Below are 24,882 nucleotides of genomic sequence, written 5' to 3'. Positions count from 1 at the left end.
CAGAGTACCCTATCCAGGACGCTTCTCCGGATCGGCGGTGATTTCCTCCGCGAGAGAGGCGCCGAGTATTCGACGCTGTCGGAAGCGACGAACGACTCCACCGGGGAGCAGGGTGGCTCCGGCGTTTCGAGCCCGGCATGCGAGACTCGACTGGGCGGTCCCGAGAGCACCGAGCCAACGGGATTCGGTACGTATCTGATCGGCACGTCGCTTTCGCTCGCGCTCGTACGCGTCGAACGCTGTCGGCGGATCTTCGCTCGTTGTGAGTGCGGCAGCTAACGCGACAGCGTCCTCGATCGCCTGCGCTGCGCCTTGCCCGGCGAAGGGTAACATCCCGTGGGCCGCGTCGCCGGCGAGGGCGACCGATCCGCGAGACCATCGGTCGAGCGGTGGCACGTCGGCGAGGCCAGTCGTGATGATGTCGTCGGAATCGAGCGATTCGATCACTGTGGGAATCGGCTCCGGGAAGCCGCGGTAGTGTTCGCGCACCCACTCCGCGCGGGGCCGGTGGTACGTAGTCGCGGATTCCAACCGGTTCGGAACCGTCGCGAACCAGTAAAACCGATCCGAACCAACGGGAGCACCACCGGTGTAAGTGCCGTGTCCCCAGACCTCCACTCCCGTTGATCGACACCGTTCGGGCAACTCGCAGGGTACCACGGACCGATGGACTGCGGCATCAAACGACCGCGTTTCGGCCTCTGGCGCGATCGCGCCGCGGACGTTCGAGTCGATGCCATCCGCGCCGATGACGATGTCAGGGCTGATGCGCATCCCGTCCTCGAACCGAACGGTCGGGGACTCCGGGTCCTCGACGGCCGCACAGGCCTTGCCCGTCCGGACGGCTCCGCCGAGTTCATCGAGGAGGACCTGCTGGAGATCCCCACGCTGGATCGCCACGTAGCCGTAGTCGTAGCGCGTTCGTTCGACGCCTTCGAGGTCGAATCGTTGGAGAACTCGCCCGCTCGGGGAGAGGATCCGAGCGTCGTCGAGCGCCATCCCCGCGGACCGTACCCGGTCCGCGATTCCCAAGCGGTCAAGTGCCAATAGCGCGTTCGTCTGGAGGAGGATTCCGGCACCCACAGGCCGGTATTCAGACGCCGCTTCGTACACCGTCGGCGACGCCCCTCGTCGTTCGAGGGCGATCGCGGTCGTGAGACCGCAGATGCCGCCGCCGATAATCGCGATCTCACTCGTCTCGCCGATGTGTTCCATGGACGGCGATACGGCCTCGGCAGTGGAGACATCCCTGCCGGTTGAATACGGCTCTTTAAGGTACGAATCGATCGTGTCCGGGTCCCCGTCGACGCGCCGCTCGCCTCTGGGGGCGACCGGCGGATGGCGGTGAGCCAGTTCGAACCCCCGCCCGTGACACGGTGCTTGCCGCACTCGAACGCGAGTCAGACGCTGTCATCGGGTTCAGAACGGGAACCGGTCCCTGGCCGACTGAAACGCGAGTCGGCCGAGCAACTGGGCGGGGCCGCGCTTCGGCAGGTCGCGGACGACATCTCTCTCGCTCGGCGGCTCGCTCTCCCCGACGCCGAGTTCCCAGTCGGTCTCCGACTCGAAGCGGGCGACCGCAGACTCGACGCGGTCGCGCACCGCGTCGGCGTCCATCGCCTTCACCTCCCCGTCCTCCATCAGCACGTCTCCGTCGACGATGACCGCCTCCACGTCGGCGGACGTCGCGTTGTTGGCGACCTGCGCCGGGACGTTGGTCAGCGGCGTGAACTTCGGCTTGTCCACGTTGAGCAGGATGATGTCGGCGCGCTTGCCGGGTTCGAGACTGCCGATCTCGTCGCCGACGCCGAGCGCCTTCGCCCCCTCGACAGTGAGCATCCGTACCAACTCCATCGAGTGGTACTGCCCGGTCGACCGCTTGAGGTTGGCCGCGAGTCTGGCCTGTCGGGCCTCGCCGAACATGTTGTACGAGTCGTGCCAGTAGTGGTCGTCGATGCCGAGGCCGACGTCGACACCGGCGGCTCGGAGTTCCGGCACCGGCGTCCACTGCACGTCGCTGCCCGTGTTCCAGTACGAGAAGATCGACGGACAGTGTGCGACCGACGCGTCCGCCTCGGCAGTCCGCCGGATGTCCTCGTCGTCCGCGATACGGAAGTGCGCGGCCACTAGCCGATCGTCGAGGAGGCCGACGTCGTCGAGCAGGTCGAGCGAGTCGTTCGCACCGTTCGAGCGCGCCATCGTGTTGCTCTCCTCGAGTTCGAGCAGGTGGGTGTGAACGAGCAAGTCGGGGTGCTCCGCGGCGAGGTCAGCGGTGCGCTCCCACAGCTCGCGCGTACACGACCAGTCGTCGTGGGGGTTGATCGTCGCGCGGATGCGGCCGTCGTAGGTATCGTGGTACTCGTCGATGAACTCGCGGGCGCGGGCGAACTGCTCGTCGACGGGGACGTCCCAGAAGAGGTCGGAGAGCGCCGGGCCGAAGAACCCGCGGAGGCCCGCCTCGCCGAACGTCTTCGCACCCGCGCTCGGACGGACGTCTTGCGAGTTGACGGTGGTGACGCCGCCCGCGAGGAAGTTGAGCGCGGCGAGTTCGTACCCCGCCTCGGTGAGGTAGTCGAACTCGCCGTCCGCGATCCGGCCGTAGATAGCGGTTATACTCCCCATCATCTCCAGCAGGTCGAGGTCGCTGAACGCGCCGAGCAACGGCGTCAGTTCGAGGTGCGTGTGCGCGTTGACCAGCCCCGGCATCACGAGCTTCCCTTCGCCGTCGATGACGCGGTCGGCCGCGATGTCCGCATCGACGTCCCGAGACTGTCGCACCTCCGTGATGTGGCTATCCTCGACGAGCACCGTACCCCGTTCGTAGAGCCGATTCCTGTCGTCGACCGTGAGAACGACGGCATCGTGGATCGCGATGTCAGCGGCCATCGGGTTCGACTTCTTACTGAGCGCTCATCAGGATTGGTGTTGGCCGTCTCCATCGGGACGGTACGAGGGGCTGTTTGAACGAGTTCCCCGGAACCGATCGCGAGAAGGGGAGTGGCTGTCCGTCACGGGGCGAAACTCACGGTACCGTTTCGACGCATGCGACCGCATCGAATAGCCAGCTCGACAGGAACTGGAATCGGAATTCACATAGCCGAATAGCTGTAACGAGAGATGTTCGAATGACAGAAGACAGCAGCTCCAACCACGTTCCCAGTCAACCGGTTATTGTCCAAGAGGATACCCATCAGAACGAGATACCAGACAATATTGACTCAGAGCTGTATTCGACAGACACTCCGTCCAACTCGTTCCACGAGTTCAAAATCGAGCGTGGAGACGAGCTCGTTGAAGCGCTTCGGAACAACGGCTACACGGTAGAGTTCAGAGATCGGTAACGCCTGGATCAAGTGTTAGGGCGCGCCTTCGGACGAACCGCATCTCATCCGAATCGCTGCTCGTATTTTTCAAAGACCCCTGGTCCGGTGAACCACCCCGGGGTGTGAGACACCTCGTGATCCCGTCGAAACCGTACTCTGTCGCTATCCGATCGTCGATCGTCGCCACATTCACCACAAATTTAATGTTCATAGAACATATATGTTGATATAGTTATGCCTAAAGGACATTTCGTGTCGGCGGGGGCGAGTCTCGAATACGGTGCTGCTGACTGCCTCTTCCCGGTCGAGGAGCTGGATGCGATCGTCCACCAGTATCGGGATGCCCAACTCGCGCTCGACGACGTCGACGGGGCGAGCGTGATCGTCGTCGCCCCGACGAACTTCGCATCGAGTTACCGACTCACCCAGCACGCGCTCACGGCGATCCCCGTGGAAAGCCTTCCGTCTGCGATCCGGGCCCGAATCGCAGACGCGATCGACGCCTCGCTTGAGACGTTCGAGCTCGTCCAAATCGGCACGTGGAACGGGAGCGGTTCGGACCACTCGCTCGCCGAGTTCGCCGACGCCTGACCGCCGATCCGTCCGCGTATCGGAGCACCCCAACCCACCTCGAAGCAGGACGACCATGACCGACACGCTCGCCGCGGAGTATCCGGAGGCCGCCCCGCACATTCAGGAAGCCGTCGATGAACACGGCGAAGACTGGGTGTTAGAGAACTACTACGAGGATATCTATCCGCTCAAGCAGGTGATGGCGGTACCCGAGAAGGAGGAACTCCCGTTCTACGACGAAGGCGAACACGGGGCGATGACGGAAGCGGAACGGGCAGAGATGTACCGAGCATGGTGTGAGTACCGGGAGAACCTGCGGGCTGGGACAAAACCGGGCGAGTGACCGCCTCTGAGTACGGTGCGGCTTTCGTGGCGAAAAACACGCTCGGTCGCCGCGGTTGACGATGGGAGACGACGGATACGGCGGATGGGTTTTGGTGAGTAGGAGAAAGCCTATCCGATAGGTCTTGGAATCGTGTCGTATGCCGAATGTGACCGTTCTGTCTTCTTTGTCTGAGGATTGGCAATGAGTGAGTCGAGCCACCGCACCTTCGATGGTACACTGGTGACAGCACCGTTCGGTACTCGGAACGTCGAAGCAGCGGCAGGCGACATCTACGCGGACTACCTTGACGAGTATGATTCCGAGGAGATACTCGTCATCACGGGGGCACCCACGAGCGCGGACACGTTCCGTGACGCGCTGGGTGAGGAGCTGTCGGGGGCGGCGACGCCGTACGTGACGTCGCTCGTCGTCCACGCGACTGACGTCCTCAATCAGACTGATGACCGCGTGATTCTGTCCGACGCGCTACGGCGCGAACTCCTCCATCGGTTCCTCGCGGACTACGAGTGGGAGACGGAGTACCTGCGACGAGCGTCCGAGCAGCCGTCGTTCATCGAGGATGTGGACCAAGTGATCGACACGCTCTCCTGGCAGACCGTCACGCCGGACGAGACACCGGAACTCCGAGAGATCTCGGCCGCGCTCGACGCGTTCCACGAGTGGCTCGCCGAGCACGACCACATGGAGCGCGGACAGCTCATCTCCGAGGCGCGTGACGTGCTCACCGGCGACGACCGCGGTGACGTCGTCGATTTCGAGGCGGTGCTTGCGGTCGAGTTCGAGGAGTTCTTCCCGCTCGACCGTGCGTACCTCGATGCGCTCACGGCGGACTGCGAGCTCGTGTGCGTCGCCGAGGAGAACGCGAGTGTGCGTCGAACGTGGGTCGAGACGGGACCGGTGACGGAGTACGTCTCGTTCGACGAGTCTCGACGCGAGCCCCCGACGACGCCGTCGAATCGACCGGCGGCCACGGCGGCGTACTTCGCCGACGAGCGAGTGGAAGCCGATCCGGAGTCCGGGGCCGTCTCTGTCTTGGCTACAGACTCGAGTGACGAGCAGCTCAACGCGGTCGCGAACGAGATCGAGTCGCTCGTCGAAGAGCCCGACTGGCAGTACGACGATGTCGCGGTCGCCACGAAGGGAAGCGGAGAGAGCGTCACGGACGTCATCGAAGCGTTCGAACGCGCCGGGATTCCGACGGAATCGACGACTGTGACCGGGTTCGGTGATGATCCGGCGATCAGGGAGTTGCTCGCTGTCGTCCGCCGACTCGCGGCCGACGACGATGATGACGCCCTCGACCACGGACCAGATATCGACGGTAGTCGCGCGGAACGGATGCGGGGCATGGAGTCGATCGAGGATGCGGTTCGGTGGTGGGCGACAGCTTCCGGGTTGAAAGAACGCGTCGCGGAGCGGGCCTCGCCGCTCGACGCGCGGTCGCAGTTCGGGAACGTCCGCCGAGCCTTCCGGATGGCGGAGTTTCTCGAAGCAACCGAGTTCGCGGAGGCGACGTGGGCGTCCTTCGACGAGATGTTGGAACGCGCTCACGAGTACGCGCCACAGCAGAACCAGACGAGCGCCACGGACCTCGATGGTGGCGTGCGCGTCGATCATTTGCAGGCCATCAAAAACGAGTCGTTCCGGGCGGTGTTTCTCGTGAACCTCGTCGACGGCGAGTATCCGGGTGACGCGTCCATGACGCGGTTGTTCCCTACGGAGCGCGTCGCGTCGATGCCGGATTTCCCGGGCGTCACGGAGATCGATGCGGCGGACGTGGATGCGACGTTCCCGACGACGTCGACGGCGTCGAGTCGCCCGTTCGCGCGGTATCACACGGAGCACGCGCGGCGACGACTGGCTGTCGGTGCGGACGCGGCGTCGGAGCGCCTGTACTGTTGTCTCTACGAGTTCGAGGACACGGCGCTCGAAGAGCGCGCGCAGGCCTCGCGGTTCCTCACGGCGGCGTACGAAGCACTCCCGTGGGTGACCGACGCCGACGACCCGCAGATTACGAACGAGCAGGCGGCGGAGACGTACCTGTTGTCGCGGGTCGACGACGCGCTCGCGGAGGTCCGTCGCGCGAACAGTCAGGACGTGACGGTGTCGCTCGACGACGTCGAAGCGGACCTCGGCGAGATTCAGGAGCTCCTCGATCGGAGCGGCTCCCGCGGCGACGAACTGCGCCGGGCGTTGCGTGCGCGCGTCGAACTTGCCAGCGGGGAGGTCCGTCGATGAGCAGAGCGCTCTCCCCGTCACGGCTGGCGACGTACGCTACCTGTCCCCGTCTGTACGACTACCGGTACGTACAGGACGTGAACGCCCCGGATCGGACCGAACTCTACCTCAATCAGGGAACGATCTACCACGAGACGATCGAGGACGTGTGTGACGCGACCGACCGCGACGACGATCCGGAAGTCATCTCAGACCGAGCGATGCGGGTCTTCGATGCGAAGTGGGACGAGCACAGCACGCCCGAGGACTACGAATCGACTGCACACCGAGAGTACCAACGCGTTGAGAACCGGGCTGCCATCGAGTCGTTCTTCGATCCGGACGGCGGTGACGGGATCGAGCACGCCCGCCGGTCACTCGTCACGGAGTGCTGGGTCGAGTGCGAAGTGGACGGGCGGGAGCTTCACGGGAAAGCAGACAACGTCATCCGAACGGACGACGGGCTCCACGTGTTCGACTACAAGCGGAACACCCGCGGTGCCCTCTCGTCGGGGACGGCCGAGCGCCTCGGTGAGCATCTCGACGGCGAGGCGCACGAACCGAAGCGGGTACGGAACGCGTTTCAGACGGCGACGTACGTCGAGGGCGTGAAGAACGAACCGTTCTACGAAGACGGGATGGAGGTCCGGTTCAGCTTCTACGGGCTCCTCAATAGCACGTCGTTCGAGAGCACTCCGGACGGGTACGAGGTGTCTGCACGCGGGTATCCACGCGAAACCACGGAGATTTACGACGAACACCGAGACACGATCTGGGCGCTCATTCGAGACGCTCACGACGGCATCACGAACGACGCGTTCGAGCCGGAACCGTTCGAGCTGATCACCGAGGAGGCGTGTCCGGACTGTGACTACAGAGAGATGTGCGCTGACCGGCTGGCACCGGAGGTGCGGCGATGAGCGACGACCCTGACGAGTACCCGTCGTGGTTCCCGGTTCCGGAGGCGGATATCTCACCGGAGCCCCAGCAGGAGACGATCATCGATTCAGACGCGTACCCGATGCGTGTCCTCGCCGGTGCTGGGACGGGGAAGACGTTCACGATGGTGCGGAAAATCGAGCACCTCATCGACGAGGAAGACATCTCCCCCGACCGGATTCTCGCGTTGACGTTCACGAACAACGCGGCGAACTCGATGCGGGAGAAACTCAACGCGAAACTCGGGACCGCCGGATACGACATCGACGCGTACACGTACCACTCCATCTGTAACGAGATTCTCACCGACTACGCGTACGAAGCCGGGATCGACCCTGATTTCGAGGTCGCCACGGACGCCGAGAAGTACGCCATCGTCATCGATGTCCTCGATGAAATCGAGTACCGGTCGGTGAAACCCAACGTGTACGGCGGTGACGGGTACGCGTCAGGCGCTGCCTCGAAGCTACTGAACTTCATCGGATCGATGAAACGCAGCGGGATTACACCCGATGACATCGACGCATTCCTCGGCCCGACTGACCGCGTGTACGAGCTCGCCGATCTTCCTGACCGCATCGAAAATATTGCGGGCGATCATCTCGGTGGCCGCTCGATCGGGAGTGTTCTTGACTCGCTCCCGGCTGTCCGGTCAGAGTTAGTCGCTGAACGCGATGCGCTTGGCACGCAAGGTATCGAGGAGAGCGCACGCGATTTCCTCACTCGGCTCATCGATCTGGTTGACGCGCTCGAAGCCGCGTTCGAAGCACACGAGGCGGGTGCCCGAGGCCTTCCAGACAACGCGCACAAACTCCCGAAATACTTGCTCGGCGGGTACGCGAGCGGTGCACCGACGGGGATTCCTGGTGAGCTCAATCTCGAACTCACCGACCATCTCGATTCGTTCGTCTCCGACTGTCTCACTGCCCGGGACTTGACAGCGGGGTATGCAGCATACGAACGCGAACTCGACGAGCGGAACCGCATTGACTTCGACGGACTGGTCGTCGAGACTGCTGCGCTGATGGATTCGCCGGTCGGTGAGGAAATCGCCGAGCGGTGGGACTACGTGTTCTGTGACGAGTTCCAGGACACCGATCGCCTTCAGTTCGACCTCGTCACGTCACTCGTCACCGACGACAACCTGTTCGTCGTTGGCGATGACGATCAGGCGATCTACGAGTGGCGCGGTGCGCACGTCGCTAACATCACCGACGAGCTTGACCAAGCATTCACAGCACTCAGTGACGAGCCGCTCGAAGAGAACTTCCGCTCCCGACAGCCAATTTTGAACTTAGCGAACGAAGCGATCACAAAACTCGACCACCGAGAACGACACAAGACGCTCACTCGAATTGACGAACCCGCGTACGACGGGGACACCATCGCTACCGTCGAGCTCCCAGATGACGAAGAGGAAGAAAATAGTGCGGCACAACTTCGCACCGTCGTACAGAATCTGGTGAGTGGTGCCGCAGAGAATCTCGATGAGACGTATGATCCGGGGGACATCGCGTTACTGGTACGGAAAAATGACCACGCCACACCCGTCATCGAGGAGTTCGAGGATGCCGGGATCCCGTACCAGGTGGCGGGGGATTTAGCCACGGAGTCAGTTGGCGTTGGCACCGTCACGGCGTACCTGAAAGCGCTCGCCCGGCCGGCAGACGAGGTGAGTTGGAACCGTGTCCTCCTGATGCGGTACCGAGTGTGCGACGCCGACCTTCGAACACTCAACGACGGCGACGACCCGCTCGTGAACACGCTCCGTGACACACCGCTTGACAAGTTCGAGGAACCCGAGCGTATCGCGGAAGCCCGTGACCACGTCACGGAACTGCTCGATCTTCGGGACTCGGCGTCACTCAGCCACCTGTACCGCGAACTCACGGCGCTCACGAACATCGAGTGGTATCTCAGCGAGCAGGAGCGCCGGGACCTCGCCCAGCTTGAGGACGTGATCGAACAGTACGGAGACAGCGCCGTCCAACCGCCGCTCACTCCCGAGTTCATCGACTCGCTCGAACACTACGACTCCCTGTTCGATGAGAGTGGCACCGCACCCACGAGCCAGCCGGATGTCGCCGACGACGCGGTCAACGTCATGACCATCCACAAAAGCAAGGGGCTCGACTTCCCCGTCGTCCTCATTCCGCAGATCACGGCCGACGAATGGGCTCCAAGTTCGCGTACATACGATGCGCTCGAAACCGGCCTCTCGGATGGCGCGGACGCAGCGTTCGCCGAGGACTTCGTCGAACGTGACGCGCGGGAAACTCGACGCGTGTTCCACGTCGGAATCACGCGCGCCGAGGACGTCCTCGTTTTGCAGGGTGGCAGCGAAGACCGAGACGACGCCGAAGACGACCGCCCCGTTTCGGAGGCAGTGGGTGAGATCCTGCCATCACGAATTCCGTGGCAACCGGAACGCGGCCATCTCCCACTCTGGACCGACATCGAAGAGTGTCTCCCGGATACAACAGCGGATTGGACGTCAACACTCGCCGGCGAGACGATCGGGAACGTCGGCGGGACCGTGACGCATGACGGCGAGGAACTCGCGGTCGAGACTGCACGCGACCGCGTGGTCGATCTCGCAACGGCCTCTCTCAACGGGGACCTCTCAGCGAGAGCTGAGGAGAAAACACTCCACGTGGCGTCGCTGACGGGTCCGTCGACGCCGCCACCGTCACTCTCGCACAGCTACACCTCACTCGCGGCGTACGAGGAATGCTCGCGGAGTCACTACCTCGACTACGTGGTCAATGCGTTCTCCGATTACCAAGAGTCCGCGACCACCACCGGGAGCGGTGTGTCACAACGTGAGATCGGGTTGTTGTTCCACGACACGGCAGAGCAAGCCGCGAAACAAGACGCTGATCGGCGTGCGGAGTGGTACGACATCTGTGAGCGGCTCGCCGGTCAGCGCCGCGCCGAGGACGCGCTCCCGGCGGCCCAGGAGTGTATCGATCGGTACTTCGAGTTGGATCTTCCCGAGTACGAGATTGTCGACGCCGAGCGAGAGTTCGAACTCGATATCGGTGGGCACGAACTCGTCGGGTACATTGACGCCGTCTATCGGAGACCCGACGGCGAACTGGTCGTCATCGACTACAAGGCGACCGAACGCCACCGCGACCTAGCGGACGATACGCAACTCCCGATCTATCTGTTGGCCTGTCGTGACCTGTACGATGAGCCGATCGCACAGGCGGGATACGCGTACGTCGGTGAGATCGGGCCAAAAGTCGAATCGCGGGCGTTTGACGAGGACGAACTCGAAGCAGTCGAAGGGGACGTGACGGAGTCGATGAACAGTATCGCCGAGTTCTCGTTCAGTCGCTACACTGCTGGCGAGCACTGCCAATGGTGTCAGCACAACCAACTGCCCTGCGCGCCGGACTCACTCACCGTCGATCCCGAGTTCGAAGAGTAGCTCAAATCATCGGCTATCCGATGAAACGGCTCTGTTGGGCTCGTATTCTTCAGACACAATACCGCATGAAACAAGCTGGTCGTTGAAGAGTGCGCATTAATCCGACAACCCCGGTCGAGGTGCGTGTCTACACAGAACGGCGTTCATTCTCGATGTGATCAACGTAGGCATCAACCACGTTCTGAATAATGGTTTCGCCGGCTTCAGCGGTTGCTTCAGTCGGATCGCCAAGCACACCGTTTTGAGTGATGGCTTTGAACCCTTCGCTCAGAAGGCGAGCGGTAGATATCTCCCCCTCAGGGCCGGACTCGATGTTCTCAACCCTTACGAGATCCTCATTCACCGCCAATACCACTGCCGTCTCGGCTGCACCGGCATGAATCACGTCTTGATCGTATTTGATCCCGGCCTTGCTGAGGCCATCATTCAGTAACTGCATATGCTCATCGAGGTCAGCCAAGGGAATCACTGTGGCTTCGATGTCCCGAGCGACATCAGGTGCAACAGTCTTGACCGGGCCGAAATTCCCGCCGTGCGTCGGGACTAAGACGATATGTTCGAAGCCATGGTCATTGAGCGACCGGCAGTATGCCCGGATTACATCCATCAGTGTTTCGGGCGGGATAGTGATCGTGCCCGGGAACTCCATGTGATGTCCCGAGCAGCCGGGCCGGATCGTCGGTGCAGCAAGAGCATCCCCCAATTTCTCCGCGATCCGCCGCGAGAGCTCGTCACCGTCCAGCGTGTCCATATTCAACGGGAGGTGGGGACCGTGCTGTTCGATCGAGCCGACGGAAACGATCGCCGTCCGTATCCCGCTTTCGAGCGCCGATTCGACTTCTGGCCATACCATCTCCTCAAGGAGTATTGACCTGCGAGAAGGCATGCAGTTGGTGGTCCTCCCACATAGTTTAAAAGACCTGTTACACTGAATGAGTGCAGCTCGGTTCGTTCCGGGCGTAGTCGATATCTGCGTCCCTGTACTGACCACACACCGGTCAGAAATATCTCCTGTTGTAGTGGGACTTCAATAGCGTTCGTATTCTCCGTATTTCGCGTAATCGAGAAGAAGCGAGCCGCCCAAAGCGCGCTCAGCCACGAACCAACACGGAGAACCGGCTCGACTCACAGAAATTTAACACGGTTATTCACGATTGATGTGAGCCGCATCGCGGCGTCGACCCGCAACATGAAAACTGATGAAATCTACTTTGGTCGACGGAGGTATTTTATAACGAACCCGCCGCTGTCTGTGGAATCCTAACCATCATGAAAACGAATGGGCGCTGCAGGATTTGAACCCGCGACAGCTTGGTCCGAAGCCAAGCACTCTATCCAGACTGAGCTAAGCGCCCGTACGTCCCGGTTCTTCGCTGAGGGTGTTAAGTCCCGCGATTCGAAAATCGTATCGGGAACCATCGGGTCGACCTCAGCTACCACGGAGCCACGGGCGATCAAAAAGAATATTATCGGGACCGGGTATGGTTTCCGTAGTAGATGTGTCTTGGTCGTACGGCGTCATCGCCGAACGAGTGGCCCGAGTCGGTCCCGTCGTCGCTGAGGTACGCCCATGTATGACCTGAGGCCACACTTCACCGAGGAGGTCGAACCCGGAACGAACCTCCTTCTCACCGGGCCGCCGCTCACGGGCAAGCGGTCGCTGATGATGGACCTGTTGGCGGCCGGGACCGAGCGCGGCGATGGCGCGATCGTCGTCACCACGAAGGACGGCGCAGATCGCGTTCTGAAGGACTACGAGAAGCGCACGCCCTACGAGGGAAAGCCGGTGGCCGTCGTCGACTGCGTCACCCGCCAGCAGGGCGTCAGCGACGCTCGCGAGTCCGATCGGATCAAGTACGCCTCCTCGCCCGTGGACATGACGGGCATCGGGATCAAGCTCTCCGAGTTCCTGCAGGCGTTCGGCGATCGGGGGATAGAGGAGAACCGCGTGATGGTTCACTCGCTGTCGACGCTGTTGATGTACTCGGACCTCCAGACGGTGTTCCGCTTTCTGCACGTGTTCACGGGTCGGATCCAGAGCGTGAACGGGCTCGGGCTGTTCAGCATCGACTCGACTTCCCACGACGAGCAGGCGATGAACACCCTCAAACAGCTGTTCGACGGCGTCATCACCGTTCCGGAGGACGGCGAACCGGAGATCCGACTGGCCTGATCGCCGGGCGGGACTGTGCCGCGTGAGCCAGACCGCCGGACGTTTAATTCGCGCGACCGCGTATGCGGAGCCATGCCTATCACCGACGACGAGGGGCTCGGCCGACTGCTCGACGCCGACACGATCGCCGTGGTCGGCTGTTCGACGACCCCCGGAAAGGCGGCTCACAACGTGCCGGCGTACCTCCAGCGCCACGGGTATCGAGTGATCCCGGTGAACCCCTTCGCCGACGAGGTGCTCGGCGAACCGGCCTACGACGAACTCGCCGATGTCGAGGCCGAGGTGGACCTCGTGAACGTGTTTCGCCCGAGCGAGGAGGTTCCGGAGGTGCTCGACGCCGTGCGCGAGCGCCACGCGGAGCGCGGCGACGCTGGCGCGGCGTGGCTCCAGTTGGGGATCAGCCACGACGAGGCGGCCGCGGCCGCGGAGGCGGACGGGATCGAGGTCGTTCAGGACCGGTGTATGAAGGTCGAGCACGGGCGCCTTCGCGGATAGGGTACCGAACGCGGCGCCGCTCTGCTCTTACCCTTCCCACTCCTCGAACGACCGGTACACGCCCTTCGAGAGGTACCGCTCCGAGGAGTCGGGGAAGACGGTGGCGACGGTGTCGTAGGGGGCGTCGATATCGCCGTCCCGAATCGCCATCGCGACCCGTTTGGCCGCGATCGCGTTCGCGGCCGCGGAGGAGGCGACGAGCTGACCCTCCTCGGCCGCGAGTCGGCTCATCTCCTCGTGGGCCTCGCGGTCGGGGACGGCCCGAATGTCGTCGACGAGTTCCGGGTCGAACAGCTCGTTCCGCTCGATGTCGTGGGTGCCGATCCCCTCGGTCTTGTACTCCTCGTGCGCCACGTCGTCGCCGAGGAACTCGCGGTACGCGGAGCCGGCGGGCTCGACGGCGACGACGTGAGTGTCGGGGTGCTTCTCACGGAAGTAGCGGGCCATCCCCATCAGCGTCCCGCCGGTGCCGCAGCCGGCGACGACCGCGCCCACCTCGCCGTCGAGCGCGTCCCCGATCTCGGGGGCGGTGGTCGCGTAGTGCGCCTCGGCGTTGAGCGGGTTCGAGAACTGCTGAGGGACGACCGCGTCGTCGAGCTCCTCGGCGATCTCGTGGGCGCGGTCGATCGCGAACCCCATCCCGTCCTCGCTCGGGGTGTTGACCACCTCGGCGCCGAGCGCGCGCATGAGCTGCTGTTTCTCCACGGAGAACCGCTCGGGGACGACGAACACCGCGTCCAGTCCGAGCTGCTTGGCCGCGACCGCCAGTCCGATCCCGGTGTTACCGGCGGTTGGCTCGACCACGGTGCCGCCCTCCCCCACGTCGCCGCGTTCGAGCATGCGTTCGAGCATGTACTTCCCGATGCGGTCCTTGATGCTCGCACCGGGGTTGAACGACTCCAGCTTCGCATACACCGGCACCTCGTCCGGGGAGTCGTGTACTCGGACGAGCGGCGTCTCCCCGATCGTCTCCAACACCGACGACAGGGGCTCCCGATGGGTCGTCATGTTGCCGCAATCGTTGCCGCCCCTTTTGCGTGTTTCCATGGCCGCGTCGGCCGCCACTTGTCGTCGGCGACGGCGGGAGTTGCCGGGAGACGTGACGGAGATGTCCGGACGCGACCGCCAGGGATGTCCGGACGCGACCGCCAGGGATGTCCGGATGCGACCGCCAGGGATGTCCGGACGTGACCGCCAGCGTCGTGGACGTGAGACCGTGACGGGGATCGAACAAACTTATGCCCCTCGTCCGGTTCCGAAGAGGTATGAGCGAGACCGATGCGCAGGCCGACGTGACGGTCGTCCTTCCGGACGGATCAGAGCTGGACGTTCCGGCGGGGGCGACAGTCGAGGACGTGGCCTTCGAGATCGGCCCCGGGCTCGGTCGCGACACGGTCGCGGGGAAGATCGACGGCGAACTCGTCGAAAAGCACGCGGAGGTCCACGACGGCGCGCGGATCGAGATCGTCACCGACCAGTCCGACGAGTATCTCACGGTGTTACGTCACTCGGCCGCGCACGTCTTCGCGCAGGCGCTCCAGCGGCTCTACCCGCAGGCGACGCTCACGATCGGCCCCCCGACCGACGAGGGGTTCTACTACGACGTGACCGACGTGGACCTCGACGAGGACGACCTCGACGCGATCGAAGACGAGATGGACGACATCATCGCGGCGGACTACGACATCGAGCGCGAGGTCCGGTCCCGCGAGGAGGCCAAGGAGATCTACGCCGACAACGAGTACAAACTGCAGATCCTCGACGAGGAGGCCGACGACGAGGAGGTCACCTTCTACTCACAGGACGGCTGGCGTGATCTCTGTCAGGGCCCCCACGTCGAGTCCACGGGCGAGATCGGCGCGGCGACCCTCCTGGAGGTCTCGGCCGCCTACTGGCGCGGCGACGAGGACAACGACACGCTGACCCGCGTCTACGGGACGGCGTTCGCCTCCGAGTCCGACCTCGAAGAGCACCTCGAACTGCGCGAGGAGGCGTTAGAGCGCGACCACCGGAAGATCGGCCAGGAGATGAACCTCTTCTCGATCCCGACGGTGACCGGGCCGGGGCTCCCGCTGTACCACCCGCCGGGCAAGACCGTGCTCCGCGAGCTGTCGAACTTCGCCAACGAGCTCAACCGCGAGAACGGCTACGAGGAGGTCGAGACGCCCCACGTGTTCCGGACGGAGCTGTGGAAGAAGTCCGGCCACTACGAGAACTACAAAGAGGACATGTTTCTCCTCGACGTCAACGACGAGGAGTACGGCCTCAAGCCGATGAACTGTCCGGGCCACGCGACGATCTTCGACCAGCAGTCGTGGTCGTACCGCGACCTCCCGCAGCGCTACTTCGAGAACGGGAAGGTGTATCGGAAAGAGCAGCGCGGCGAGCTCTCCGGTCTCTCGCGGGTCTGGTCGTTCACCATCGACGACGGGCACCTGTTCGTCCGGCCGGACCAGATACGTCAGGAGATCGAGTCGGTGATCGAGATGATCTTCGAGGTCGTCGAGACGCTCGATCTGGACGTCGAAGTCGCGCTGGCGACCCGCCCCGACAAGTCGGTCGGCGGCGACGAGATCTGGGAGTCCGCGGAGGAGCAGCTCCGCGACGTGCTCGAATCGGGCGGCTACGACTACGACGTCGAGCCCGGCGACGGCGCCTTCTACGGCCCGAAGATCGACTTCGGCTTCGAGGACGCGCTGGGTCGCGTCTGGGACGGCCCGACGGTCCAGCTCGACTTCAACATGCCCGACCGGTTCGATCTGAGCTACACGGGCGAGGACAACGAGGACCACGAGCCCGTGATGATCCACCGGGCACTGTACGGGAGCTACGAGCGCTTCTTCATGGTGCTCATCGAGCACTTCGACGGCGACTTCCCGCTGTGGCTCGCGCCCGAGCAGGTCCGCATCCTCCCCGTCTCCGACGAGACGCTCGGCTACGCGCACCGCGTGAAGAACGAACTCGAAGACGCCGGCTTCCGCGTCGAGGTCGAGGACCGCGACTGGACGGTCGGTCGCAAGATCCGCGCCGGCCACGACGACCGGCTCCCGTACATGGTGATCGTCGGCGACGACGAGCAGGAGGCGGGCACCGTCTCCGTGCGCGACCGCTTCGAGAACCAGCGCGGCGACGTCGACCTCGACGCGTTCGTCGACCACCTCGTCGACGAGCGCGACGAGAAGCGGACGGAGCCGGACTTCGTCGACGCGGAGTGAGCCGTCGGGGATCCGGGAGCGATCCCTGACCCCGTTCCGGCTCTCGGGTTTCGTCGTGCTTTTGACGCTGCTCCGGGTAGGTCGTCGCATGAGTGACGCATCCGCGCTGGCCGATCGAGAGGGCGACGCACCTGACGTGGGGGAGCTGACACCGCCGGACCGGACGCTGATGGGGCCGGGGCCGAGCGACGTCCACCCGCGCGTGCTCAAGGCGATGAGCACGCCGCTGGTCGGCCACCTCGATCCCTCGTTCGTCGAGATGATGGACGAGGTCCAGGAGCTGTTGCGCTACGCGTTCCGGACCGATAACAAGTGGACCATTCCGGTGTCGGGGACCGGTTCCGCGTCGATGGAGGCCGCGATCGGTAACCTCGTCGAGCCGGGCGACAGGATGTTGGTCCCGACGAACGGCTACTTCGGCGGGCGGATGAAGTCGATGGCCGAGCGGGCCGGCGGCGAGGTCGTCGAGGTGTCGGCGCCGTGGGGCGAGCCCCTCGATCCGGTCGACGTGGAGCGCGCGTTCGACGAGCACCAGCCGGACGTGTTCGGGTTCGTCCACGCGGAGACCTCGACCGGGGTCCTCCAGCCGAACGTCCCCGAGCTGACCGCCATCGCGCACGACCACGACGCCTTGGTGATCGCCGACTCCGTCACCTCGCTCGGCGGCGTCGAACTGCGCGTCGACGAGTGGGGGATCGACGCCGCCTACTCCGGGCCCCAGAAGTGCCTCTCGTGTCCGCCGGGCGCGAGCCCGCTCACGCTCAACGACCGCGCGATGGACAAGGTGCTCGACCGCGACGAGCAGCCGCGGTCGTGGTACCTCGACCTCTCCCTCTTAGAGGGGTACTGGGGCGACGACCGATCGTATCACCACACCGCGCCGATCACGAACGTGTACGCGCTCCGCGAGGCGCTCCGCCTCGTCGCAGAGGAGGGGATCGAAGCGCGGTGGGCGCGCCACCGCGAGGTCGCAGGCGACCTGAAGGCCGGCCTTCAGGATCTGGGCCTCGAAATGAACGCCCCCGACGAGTACTGGCTCCCGAGCCTGAACGCGGTGCGGGTTCCCGACGGGATCGACGACGGCGACGTCATCGCCCACCTCCTCGACGAGTACGACCTGGAGATCGCCTCCGGACTGGGCGACCTCGACGGCGACATCTGGCGGATCGGCTGTATGGGCCACTCCGCCCGCCCGAAGAACGTCGAGTACGTCCTCGCGGCGCTGGAGGACGCGCTGGCGGAGCAGGGGTTCTAGGGGGCGCAAGCGCCGGGGGACCCGAGAGAGCGTCGCGAGAGCACCGCGAAAGCCTCGGGGTCGCACGTCGACCGCCCGGCGAGGGGTTTTTCAGCGTGCGTCTCTCTCCTCGGTAAGGGTATGAACGATCTACGAATCGGACTGAGTTACGGTGACGTGCTGCTGGTTCCCCAGCGGTCGCCGGTCGACAGCCGGAGCGATGTGGACCTCTCGACGCGGCTCACGCCGAGCGTCGACCTGGAAACGCCGCTGGTCTCGGCTGCGATGGACACTGTGACCGAGTCGGGCTTGGCGATCGAACTCTCCCGCGCCGGCGGGATCGGCGTGCTCCACCGGTTCCTCACCGTCGACGAGCAGGCGACGCAGGTCGAGGACGTGGCGGCGGTCGGCGAGCGCGTCGCCGCCGCGGTGGGGATCGACGAGGACTACGTGGCACGGAGCGCCGCCCTCGTCGCGGCCGACGTGGACGCGCTCGTCGTCGACGTCGCGCACGGCCACCTCGAACGGACGATCGCGGCGGTCGAGGAGATCGCCGACGAGTTCCCGGAGACGGATCTGATCGCCGGCAACGTCGCCACGCCCGCGGGCGTCGAGGACCTCGCGGCCGCGGGCGCCGACTGCGTGAAGGTCGGGATCGGACCGGGGTCGCACTGTACGACGCGGAAGGTCGCCGGGGCGGGCGTGCCCCAATTGACCGCGGTCGACGACTGCGCGACCGCTGCCGAGGACCTGGACGTGACGATCTGCGCCGACGGCGGGATCCGCACCTCCGGCGACGCGGTGAAGGCGCTGATGGCGGGCGCCGACACCGTGATGCTCGGGAGCCTCTTCGCCGGCACGGAGGAGGCGCCCGGCGCGGTCGTCGAGGTCGACGGGACGCGGTACAAGCGGTCGCGCGGGATGGCGACCACCGCCGCCGCCGAGGAGCGCGACGACAAGGGCGCCGACGTGGGCGCCGACGAGGGCGTCGAGGCGCTGACGCCGTACAAGGGGCCGGTCGCGACCGTCGCCGAGGAGTTCTGCCAGGGGATCCGGTCGGGGCTCTCGTACTGCGGCGGGCACACTATCGAGCGCGCCCGCGACCGAGCCGAGTTCGTCCGCGTCGCGCCCGGCGCGAAGGAGCGCGAGGGGTTCCACACCGACCACGACTGGGAGGGGGTCAGCGTGGACAGCGAGACGAAGCGGGTCGCCGATTCGACCGGCGGGTCGGCGGCCGAAAGCGACGACTGACCGGCGGGTCGGCGGCCGAAAGCGACGACTGACCGGCCGTTTCGGGATCCGATCGGTGTCCGAAGGCACGCGTCTAGCGCGCGATCGTGTGACAAACTCGCGAGGGGTTTTTTTTCACGTGACGCGGATTGTTCGGACCATGACCGACGCGTTCGGCCGAGCGATCCGCGACCACCTCCGCGGCGAGCGGAACGAGCCCCTCCTGCACCGAGACGGCGGAGAGACGAGAGAGCACCCGATCGAGGCGTTCTACTTCGCCGACTTCGACCCCAGCGAGGATCCGGACCACGAGTGGCTCGCGTCTTGGCTCCGGGGTCCCCTCGTCGACCTCGGTGCCGGCACCGGCCGACACGCGCTGTTCTTTCAGGACGCGTTCGAGACGGTCGCGCTCGAGCCGAGCCCCGCGCTGGTCGAGACGATGCGGGACCGCGGCGTCGACGACGCCCGCGAGGGCGACATGTTCGCCCTGCGCGAGCAGTTCCCGCGCGGTCGGTTCGGTTCGGCGCTCGCGAACGGGACCCAGATGGGGCTCGCCGGGTCGATGCGGGGCCTCACCGAGTTCCTCGGCGACCTCGCGCACGTGACGACGCCGGACGCGACCGCGGTCGTCGACTGCTACGACCCGACCCGCCCGGCGACGGCCGACCTCGTCGGCTACCGCGACGACCCGACGCCGGGGCTCGCGCACCGAGTCATGTTCTTCGAGTACGAGGGGGAGACGGACCCGGTCCTCCAGCTCCGGCTGTTCAGCCCGGCGCGACTCCGCGAGGCCGCCGTCGGGACCGGCTGGGAGATCGCGGAGGTCGCCCGCGGCGACGAGGGGAACGGGTACCACTACCGCGCCGCGCTGCGGAAGCGCGGCGCCGAGTGAATCCCTCGGCCCTTCGCGCCTCCATCGCTCGCCGTTTCTCCCCGTTAGAGTGGCCTCCAGCCTCGACGGGGCCGTTCCGGCGCGGCCGTGTGTGCGGACGACCGGACGTCGGCCCGCGTACCGGGGCGCGGGCCGGCGGTGTCGCCCGTGTCACCGCCTGAACGAGCTGACGCGTCGGTGGTTCGGGTCCGCGCGCATGTCCACGTGACCGCAGTTGACGCACCGCCACACGTACGCTCCCAGCTTCGCGGCGGACTCTCCGCCGTCTATCGGCTTGTTCCAGTCCTGTCCGCACCGAGCGCACTCGTCCGGTCGATACTTGCTCACGATCGATTTCTCCGCGTCGACGGCGGCGGTGTCGGAGAACGACATCTCCTCCGCGACGACGCGGACGTCCTCGTCGCTCATCCGCGGTCGGAGCCCGTTCAAGTAGTCTTGGAGGCGCTCGGCCCGGTCCCGAAGCCGTTCGTACCGCTCGTTGTCCGCCGGTTCCCCGTCGGCCCGCCACTCGTACGCCGAGATCAGGACGGTGGTCCGGTAGTACTGATCGAGGAGCAGGTGGTAGTTCGCCCGGTGGAACAACGCTTCGACGGAGTCGGTCAGATCCCCCTCGAACACCGGCCGTTCGAGCTCGCGGTCGTACGCCGATTCGGGAGCCGTGTTCGACCGCTCTCTGATCCCCAGCACGCGGCAGTGGGGCGCCGCCGACGCGACTCGCTCGAGGATCGGACCCGTTTCCCCGCCGCCGAACGAGTCGTCCAGCACGAGGACCGCGATTCCGGCGTCGAACGCCTCGACGAACTGCGTTCTCGTCAGCGCCCGTCGGACCTCGCGGTCGCCGAGCCAGAGCTCGTAGAGGTCCGCCCTCGTCCTGTTCATCTCGCAGACGACGACCGCCGACGCCGGTAGCTCCACGGGGATCACCCGCGGAGCCGGGACGGGGTGGCGGATCCGGTTCTGCTCCCGGTCGTTTCGCTCATCTCGTTCGGTCGATCCCGGTCGATTTGCGCATCGACTCCGAGAGGCGTCGGGATTCGACCGAGAACGAGTGGACGGTCGTGAGGTCCTCGACGAGCGAGACGGCGGTCTCGATCGACCGCTCCGCCCGCCGGAGCTCCGCTTCCGCTCCCGCTCCCTCCGCGGTCGCGGCGTTCAGTCGTTCCCTCGCCTCCCGCAGCGGGACGCCGAGGTCCTCGGCCAACACCTCACCGAACTCCGTCAGATGCCGCTCGATCTCCTGCTCGTGCTCCTTCGCTTCCGTCACGTCTTGAACGAAGCTGACGGCGTGCGTCACGTCGCGGTCCGTCTCGTCGACCGGAGCGACGTCGACCCGTCCCCAGAAGGGCGTCCCGTCCGCTCGGTGGAGCACGGCGGTCTGCGATCGGCGGTCGCCCGCCCGGAGCGCCGACTTCAGCTTCCGAATCTGGTCCCCGTCCGTGTCGGAGCCGCCGAGCACCGAGATCGCCTCACCGACGATCGCCTCGCGATCGTAGCCCGTGATCGCTTCGAACCGGTCGTTCACGTGCGTTATCGGGCTTCCCGTCCCGGTCGTCTCGTGGATCGCGATGCCGACCGGTGCGGTCTCGATAGCGCGGTTCTTCAGTCGGAGCTCCCGCTCGCGGCGTTTCCGGACCGTGATATCGGTCGCGATACCGACGATGCGGGTCAGCTCTCCGTCCTCGTAGACCGCGGACGACTGGTCGTGGACCCAACGGACCTCCCCGTCCGGGTGGACCACGCGGTACGTCTCCTCGTAGGCGTCCGGGTCCTCGCGCTGCTCGGCCAACGCCGCCTCGATTCTGTCGCGGTCGTCCGGATGGACCGCCTCGAGGAACGACATGGCGTCCTCCTCGAGAGTCTCCGGCGGGAGCCCCCAGACCTCCTCGTAGGAATCGCTGACGAAGTCCATCGACCCCTTGCCCGGAGTGGAGATCCAGATGACTTCGCCGGCGTTCGTCTGGATCTGATCGAGCATGACGGCCCGGTCTTCCCGCTCCGTCACGTCCAGGGCCAGACCGATCACCCGACTGACGGTGCCCGTCTCGTCCAACGCCGGCTGGAGCCACGTTTCGAGCGTCGAGTCGCCGATCCCGACGAGCCCGTGGCTGGGCTCGCCCTCGAGAGCGGCATCGACGCTCCGCCGCAGCTGCGGCTGGTCGGCGAAGGCCTCCGCGACCGCGTCTCCGCGAGCGATCCGCCGTCGGAGTCGCCGAGAGAGGGTCTCACCGCGAACCATCGACACCGTTCCGCCGGGCTCGACTTCGAACAGCGTCAGGGGCGCGTTGTCGACGACCGTCTCGACCGCCTGGCGGAGGCGCAACAGCTGCTCCTCGCGCTCGCGCCGATCGGTCACGTCCCGCCCGACGCCGACGACACCACGTGGCGTCCCGTCGGCGTCGGTCACGGCGGCCCCGGTGTATTCCACGGGAGTCGTCGTGCCGTCCTTCGCGACCAACTCCGCCTCGACGGTGTCGCTGCCGGTGTCGATCGCGGTCTCGATCGCGTCGGCGATCCGCTCCCTGTCGGCACCGGAGAAGAACTCCAGCGCGTGCATCCCGCGCAGCTCGTCGTCGTCGTAGCCGGTGACCGCACGGAACCGATCGTTCCATCGCCTGAGCCCGCCGTCCGCGTCGAGCACGTAGAAGGAGTCGTCGATCGCGTCGAGGAGCCGCTCGGTCGACTCCGAGCCGAGCGACGACTCGACCGGCGTGGTCGCGACCGTATCCATCCGACGAGCGAACAGAGTCGTTTCGTCCGCGCCGTCCCGGCGAACCAGCACGTCTGTCGCCCCGGCCCCGAGCGCGTCGCCGACCGCGGCGGGGTCGGAAACGACCGCGAGCGACGGGGTGTCGGGAAGCGCCTCGCGGACCTCGACGAGGGGATCGACGCCGGAGCCCGCCGTCAGCTCACAGACGATCAGCCGCACGTCGTCCGGGTCCAGCGAGCGGAGCTCCGTCACCGCCTCGCCCACGGACAGGACGCAGTCGGGCCCGGCGACGGCCGTCGACTCCGCGGCCGCTTCGCGGACCCGATCCGCGGCGGCACCGACGTGGACGACGGAGTGTACCGGCTCTCTTCGATGCTCCATACGGGCACGACCCGGGTGACGAATAAAAACGTATACCGCGAATTATCAGCTCTAAACACGTCCGCCCCGTCTCGGGAGGCGCCGGCCGCGGTGACCCCGGGCGACCGACGGTGAAGCGGCGCGGTCGAGTGTCGCGTGTCGTCGCGTCTACCACGCCGTCAGCGCCGCGCGGCCGTGGTCGTGCGCGAGCACCGCGAGGAACGAGACGACGCCGGTGATCGCGAACGCGCCGCCGACGTAGAAGACGGACCCCATGCTCACCTCGACCATCAGCCAACCGGCGATCAGCGGCCCCGCAACCGAACCCGGCCGCCAGACGAGCTCGCGGATGCCGAAGCTGGAGGCGACGCCGCCGTCGTCGGTCCCCTCGTCCGCGAACAGCGCCATGCTGGCCGGCTCGCGGAAGGAGTCGGCGACGCCGAGCAGTCCCGAGAAGACGACGAGCGGCAGGTACGCCGGCGGTAACGCGCCGAGGATCGGAAGCGTCACGTCGGCGCCGAGAGCCGTTCCGACCCCCGGTGCGAAGGGGATCACCACCGCGATCAGCCCGTACGCGCCGCCGCCGACGAAGACGAACAACGCCCGCCCGTACGCGTCCGAGAGTCGACCGGTGAACAGCTGACCGATCATGTTGGTTCCCTTCTCGGCGGCGACGGTGACCCCGACCGCGATACCGGCGACGCCGAGACCGCCGGCGGCCATCTCCGTGGCGGCGTAGATTGGGATCCACGTCCGCACCATCGTCACGGCGAAGGCGTACTGCGCGCGGAAGCTCGTCATCGTGAGTATCCGTCGACTCACGGCCAGATCCGAGAACGGGAACCCCTCGACGCGGGTGTCGTCCGCGTCGAGAAAGAGCCACGTGATGACCCACGCGGCGACCATCAGCCCGGAGATGATCGTGAATATGGGGCCGAAGCCGACCGCGTCGTATATCGCGCCGGCCGACAGCGGCCCGAGGATGGAGGCCGCGAAGGCGGCGGCGTTCGCCTTCCCGATCCTGTCGGCGCGAGTGCCCACGTCGGCGATCTGTCCGACCAGCGACAGCGTCATCAGCCCCGCGCCGGTGACCACGAACCCCTGCAGGGCGCGGACCAGGATGAACGAGGCGGAGGTGTCCGCGAGGGGGAACAGCGCGTACACGCCCGCCCCGACCGCGAGTACGCCCAGCAGGACGGTTCGCTTGTCGAACCGGTCGCCGGCCCACGCCAGCGGGATCACGGCGACGGTCTGCGCGAGGGTGAACCCCGTGGTGTACATCCCGATGATGAACCCGGCGGATATTGTGACGCCGAGCACCGTCGTCGCCTGCGGGTCGAGCGTGTTGATGTACGTCCCCAACAGGGTGATGAGCGTGATGAAGCCGAACCCCTCGGCGAAGCGCGTGAGGTAGAGCGCCCAGAACTGCGATCGCTTCGCTCCGTCGCTTGCGTCCGCGTTGCTCACACCGGATCGGTGCGTACCGGTTCAAAAGGGGTTTCGGTTGGAAACATGCGCCAACTCCGGTGTCAAGTGGAGACCGCCGTCGGACTTATCAGGCGTCCGGACGGACGCTCCGACATGGGCGATTCAGCCTGCGATCGTCGGTTCTGTCCGGAGTGTGACCTCGCGGTTTCGTGCGCCGACGAGGTCTGTCCGGAGTGCGGTGCGCGGATCGACGGCGACGCCAGCGATGTCACCGCCGCCGACAGCGGCGACCTCCCCGGAGACGCAACCTGAAT

20 protein-coding genes and 1 tRNA gene are annotated in these 24,882 nt (G+C 65.6%); 13 read left to right on the top strand and 8 right to left on the bottom strand.

All coding sequences use genetic code 11. The annotated features are described in order from the left end of the window. Positions 1-9: 9 nt before the first annotated feature. On the bottom strand, positions 10-1,215 hold the full coding sequence (locus tag C471_RS15890; RefSeq protein WP_004050746.1) for an FAD-dependent monooxygenase: 1,206 nt from the start codon (positions 1,213-1,215) through the stop codon (positions 10-12). A 204-nt stretch (positions 1,216-1,419) separates the two neighbouring features. Next, positions 1,420-2,886 carry an amidohydrolase family protein gene (locus tag C471_RS15885; RefSeq protein WP_004050744.1) on the bottom strand — a complete coding sequence of 489 codons (1,467 nt, stop codon included), beginning with the start codon at positions 2,884-2,886 and terminating at the stop codon, positions 1,420-1,422. Positions 2,887-3,125: 239 nt separating this feature from the next. Here C471_RS15885 and C471_RS15880 point away from each other — a divergent pair, with 239 nt between their 5' ends. The 6 genes from C471_RS15880 (at position 3,126) to C471_RS15855 (ending at position 10,834) form a co-directional block, all read left to right on the top strand. Then, a complete protein-coding gene (locus tag C471_RS15880; RefSeq protein WP_004050742.1) occupies positions 3,126-3,341 on the top strand; it encodes a hypothetical protein in 216 nt (71 codons plus the stop codon). 216 nt (positions 3,342-3,557) lie between these two features. Continuing rightward, positions 3,558-3,914, top strand: a complete 357-nt coding sequence (locus C471_RS15875) for a hypothetical protein (RefSeq protein WP_049909487.1) — start codon at positions 3,558-3,560, stop codon at positions 3,912-3,914. Between the two features lie 55 nt (positions 3,915-3,969). After that, positions 3,970-4,239 carry a hypothetical protein gene (locus tag C471_RS15870; protein WP_004050737.1) on the top strand — a complete coding sequence of 90 codons (270 nt, stop codon included), beginning with the start codon at positions 3,970-3,972 and terminating at the stop codon, positions 4,237-4,239. Positions 4,240-4,422: 183 nt separating this feature from the next. Next, positions 4,423-6,480 carry a DNA helicase UvrD gene (locus C471_RS15865; protein ID WP_049909486.1) on the top strand — a complete coding sequence of 686 codons (2,058 nt, stop codon included), beginning with the start codon at positions 4,423-4,425 and terminating at the stop codon, positions 6,478-6,480. Next, complete coding sequence (locus C471_RS15860) at positions 6,477-7,379, top strand: PD-(D/E)XK nuclease family protein (protein WP_004050733.1); 903 nt, start codon at positions 6,477-6,479, stop codon at positions 7,377-7,379. The genes C471_RS15865 and C471_RS15860 overlap by 4 nt, the downstream gene beginning before the upstream one ends. Beyond that, positions 7,376-10,834: an ATP-dependent helicase gene (locus tag C471_RS15855; RefSeq protein WP_004050732.1), complete on the top strand. Its 3,459-nt coding sequence runs from the start codon at positions 7,376-7,378 to the stop codon at positions 10,832-10,834. Before C471_RS15860 ends, C471_RS15855 begins: the two co-directional genes overlap by 4 nt. Before the next feature lie 127 nt (positions 10,835-10,961). Here the strand turns inward: C471_RS15855 and C471_RS15850 are convergent, their stop codons facing one another. Continuing rightward, positions 10,962-11,720: a creatininase family protein gene (locus C471_RS15850; RefSeq protein ID WP_004050731.1), complete on the bottom strand. Its 759-nt coding sequence runs from the start codon at positions 11,718-11,720 to the stop codon at positions 10,962-10,964. Positions 11,721-12,114: 394 nt separating this feature from the next. Next, positions 12,115-12,189: transfer RNA gene (locus tag C471_RS15845), tRNA-Arg, on the bottom strand. Between the two features lie 215 nt (positions 12,190-12,404). Here C471_RS15845 and C471_RS15840 point away from each other — a divergent pair. Beyond that, on the top strand, positions 12,405-13,007 hold the full coding sequence (locus C471_RS15840; RefSeq protein WP_004050730.1) for an RAD55 family ATPase: 603 nt from the start codon (positions 12,405-12,407) through the stop codon (positions 13,005-13,007). A gap of 72 nt (positions 13,008-13,079) precedes the next feature. Then, a complete protein-coding gene (locus C471_RS15835) occupies positions 13,080-13,502 on the top strand; it encodes a CoA-binding protein (protein ID WP_004050729.1) in 423 nt (140 codons plus the stop codon). 27 nt (positions 13,503-13,529) lie between these two features. Here the strand turns inward: C471_RS15835 and C471_RS15830 are convergent, their stop codons facing one another. Next, positions 13,530-14,510 (bottom strand): PLP-dependent cysteine synthase family protein, encoded by a 981-nt coding sequence (locus C471_RS15830; protein ID WP_004050728.1) that lies wholly within the window; start codon positions 14,508-14,510, stop codon positions 13,530-13,532. Positions 14,511-14,740: 230 nt separating this feature from the next. Between C471_RS15830 and thrS the strand changes: the two genes are divergently transcribed. The 4 genes from thrS (at position 14,741) to C471_RS15810 (ending at position 20,073) form a co-directional block, all read left to right on the top strand. Next, entirely contained in the window at positions 14,741-16,717 is a 1,977-nt protein-coding gene (gene thrS, locus C471_RS15825) for a threonine--tRNA ligase (RefSeq protein WP_193366131.1), read from the top strand. A gap of 88 nt (positions 16,718-16,805) precedes the next feature. After that, positions 16,806-17,972 (top strand): pyridoxal-phosphate-dependent aminotransferase family protein, encoded by a 1,167-nt coding sequence (locus C471_RS15820; RefSeq protein WP_049909485.1) that lies wholly within the window; start codon positions 16,806-16,808, stop codon positions 17,970-17,972. A gap of 120 nt (positions 17,973-18,092) precedes the next feature. After that, positions 18,093-19,202: a guanosine monophosphate reductase gene (locus tag C471_RS15815; RefSeq protein WP_004050725.1), complete on the top strand. Its 1,110-nt coding sequence runs from the start codon at positions 18,093-18,095 to the stop codon at positions 19,200-19,202. A gap of 139 nt (positions 19,203-19,341) precedes the next feature. Next, entirely contained in the window at positions 19,342-20,073 is a 732-nt protein-coding gene (locus C471_RS15810) for a class I SAM-dependent methyltransferase (RefSeq protein ID WP_004050724.1), read from the top strand. 150 nt (positions 20,074-20,223) lie between these two features. On the opposite strand, the gene C471_RS15805 is transcribed toward C471_RS15810, so the two are convergent. The 3 genes from C471_RS15805 to C471_RS15795 all read right to left on the bottom strand — a co-directional run bounded on the left by C471_RS15805 (position 20,224) and on the right by C471_RS15795 (position 24,607). Further along, a complete protein-coding gene (locus C471_RS15805) occupies positions 20,224-20,988 on the bottom strand; it encodes a hypothetical protein (protein WP_004050723.1) in 765 nt (254 codons plus the stop codon). 61 nt (positions 20,989-21,049) lie between these two features. Beyond that, the gene (locus tag C471_RS15800; protein WP_004050722.1) at positions 21,050-23,161 is read right to left on the bottom strand and encodes a PAS domain-containing protein; all 2,112 of its coding nucleotides are present in this window, start codon (positions 23,159-23,161) and stop codon (positions 21,050-21,052) included. Positions 23,162-23,308: 147 nt separating this feature from the next. Continuing rightward, the gene (locus C471_RS15795; RefSeq protein WP_004050721.1) at positions 23,309-24,607 is read right to left on the bottom strand and encodes an MFS transporter; all 1,299 of its coding nucleotides are present in this window, start codon (positions 24,605-24,607) and stop codon (positions 23,309-23,311) included. Positions 24,608-24,721: 114 nt separating this feature from the next. On the opposite strand from C471_RS15795, the gene C471_RS17805 reads away from it, so the two are divergent. Continuing rightward, positions 24,722-24,880, top strand: a complete 159-nt coding sequence (locus C471_RS17805) for a hypothetical protein (RefSeq protein ID WP_004050720.1) — start codon at positions 24,722-24,724, stop codon at positions 24,878-24,880. Positions 24,881-24,882: the final 2 nt, after the last annotated feature.

The organism is Halorubrum saccharovorum DSM 1137 (assembly GCF_000337915.1).
In the GTDB taxonomy this organism is placed as follows: domain Archaea; phylum Halobacteriota; class Halobacteria; order Halobacteriales; family Haloferacaceae; genus Halorubrum; species Halorubrum saccharovorum.
Note: the sequence above shows the minus strand (reverse complement) of the source record. Positions and strands in the feature narration are given on the sequence as shown.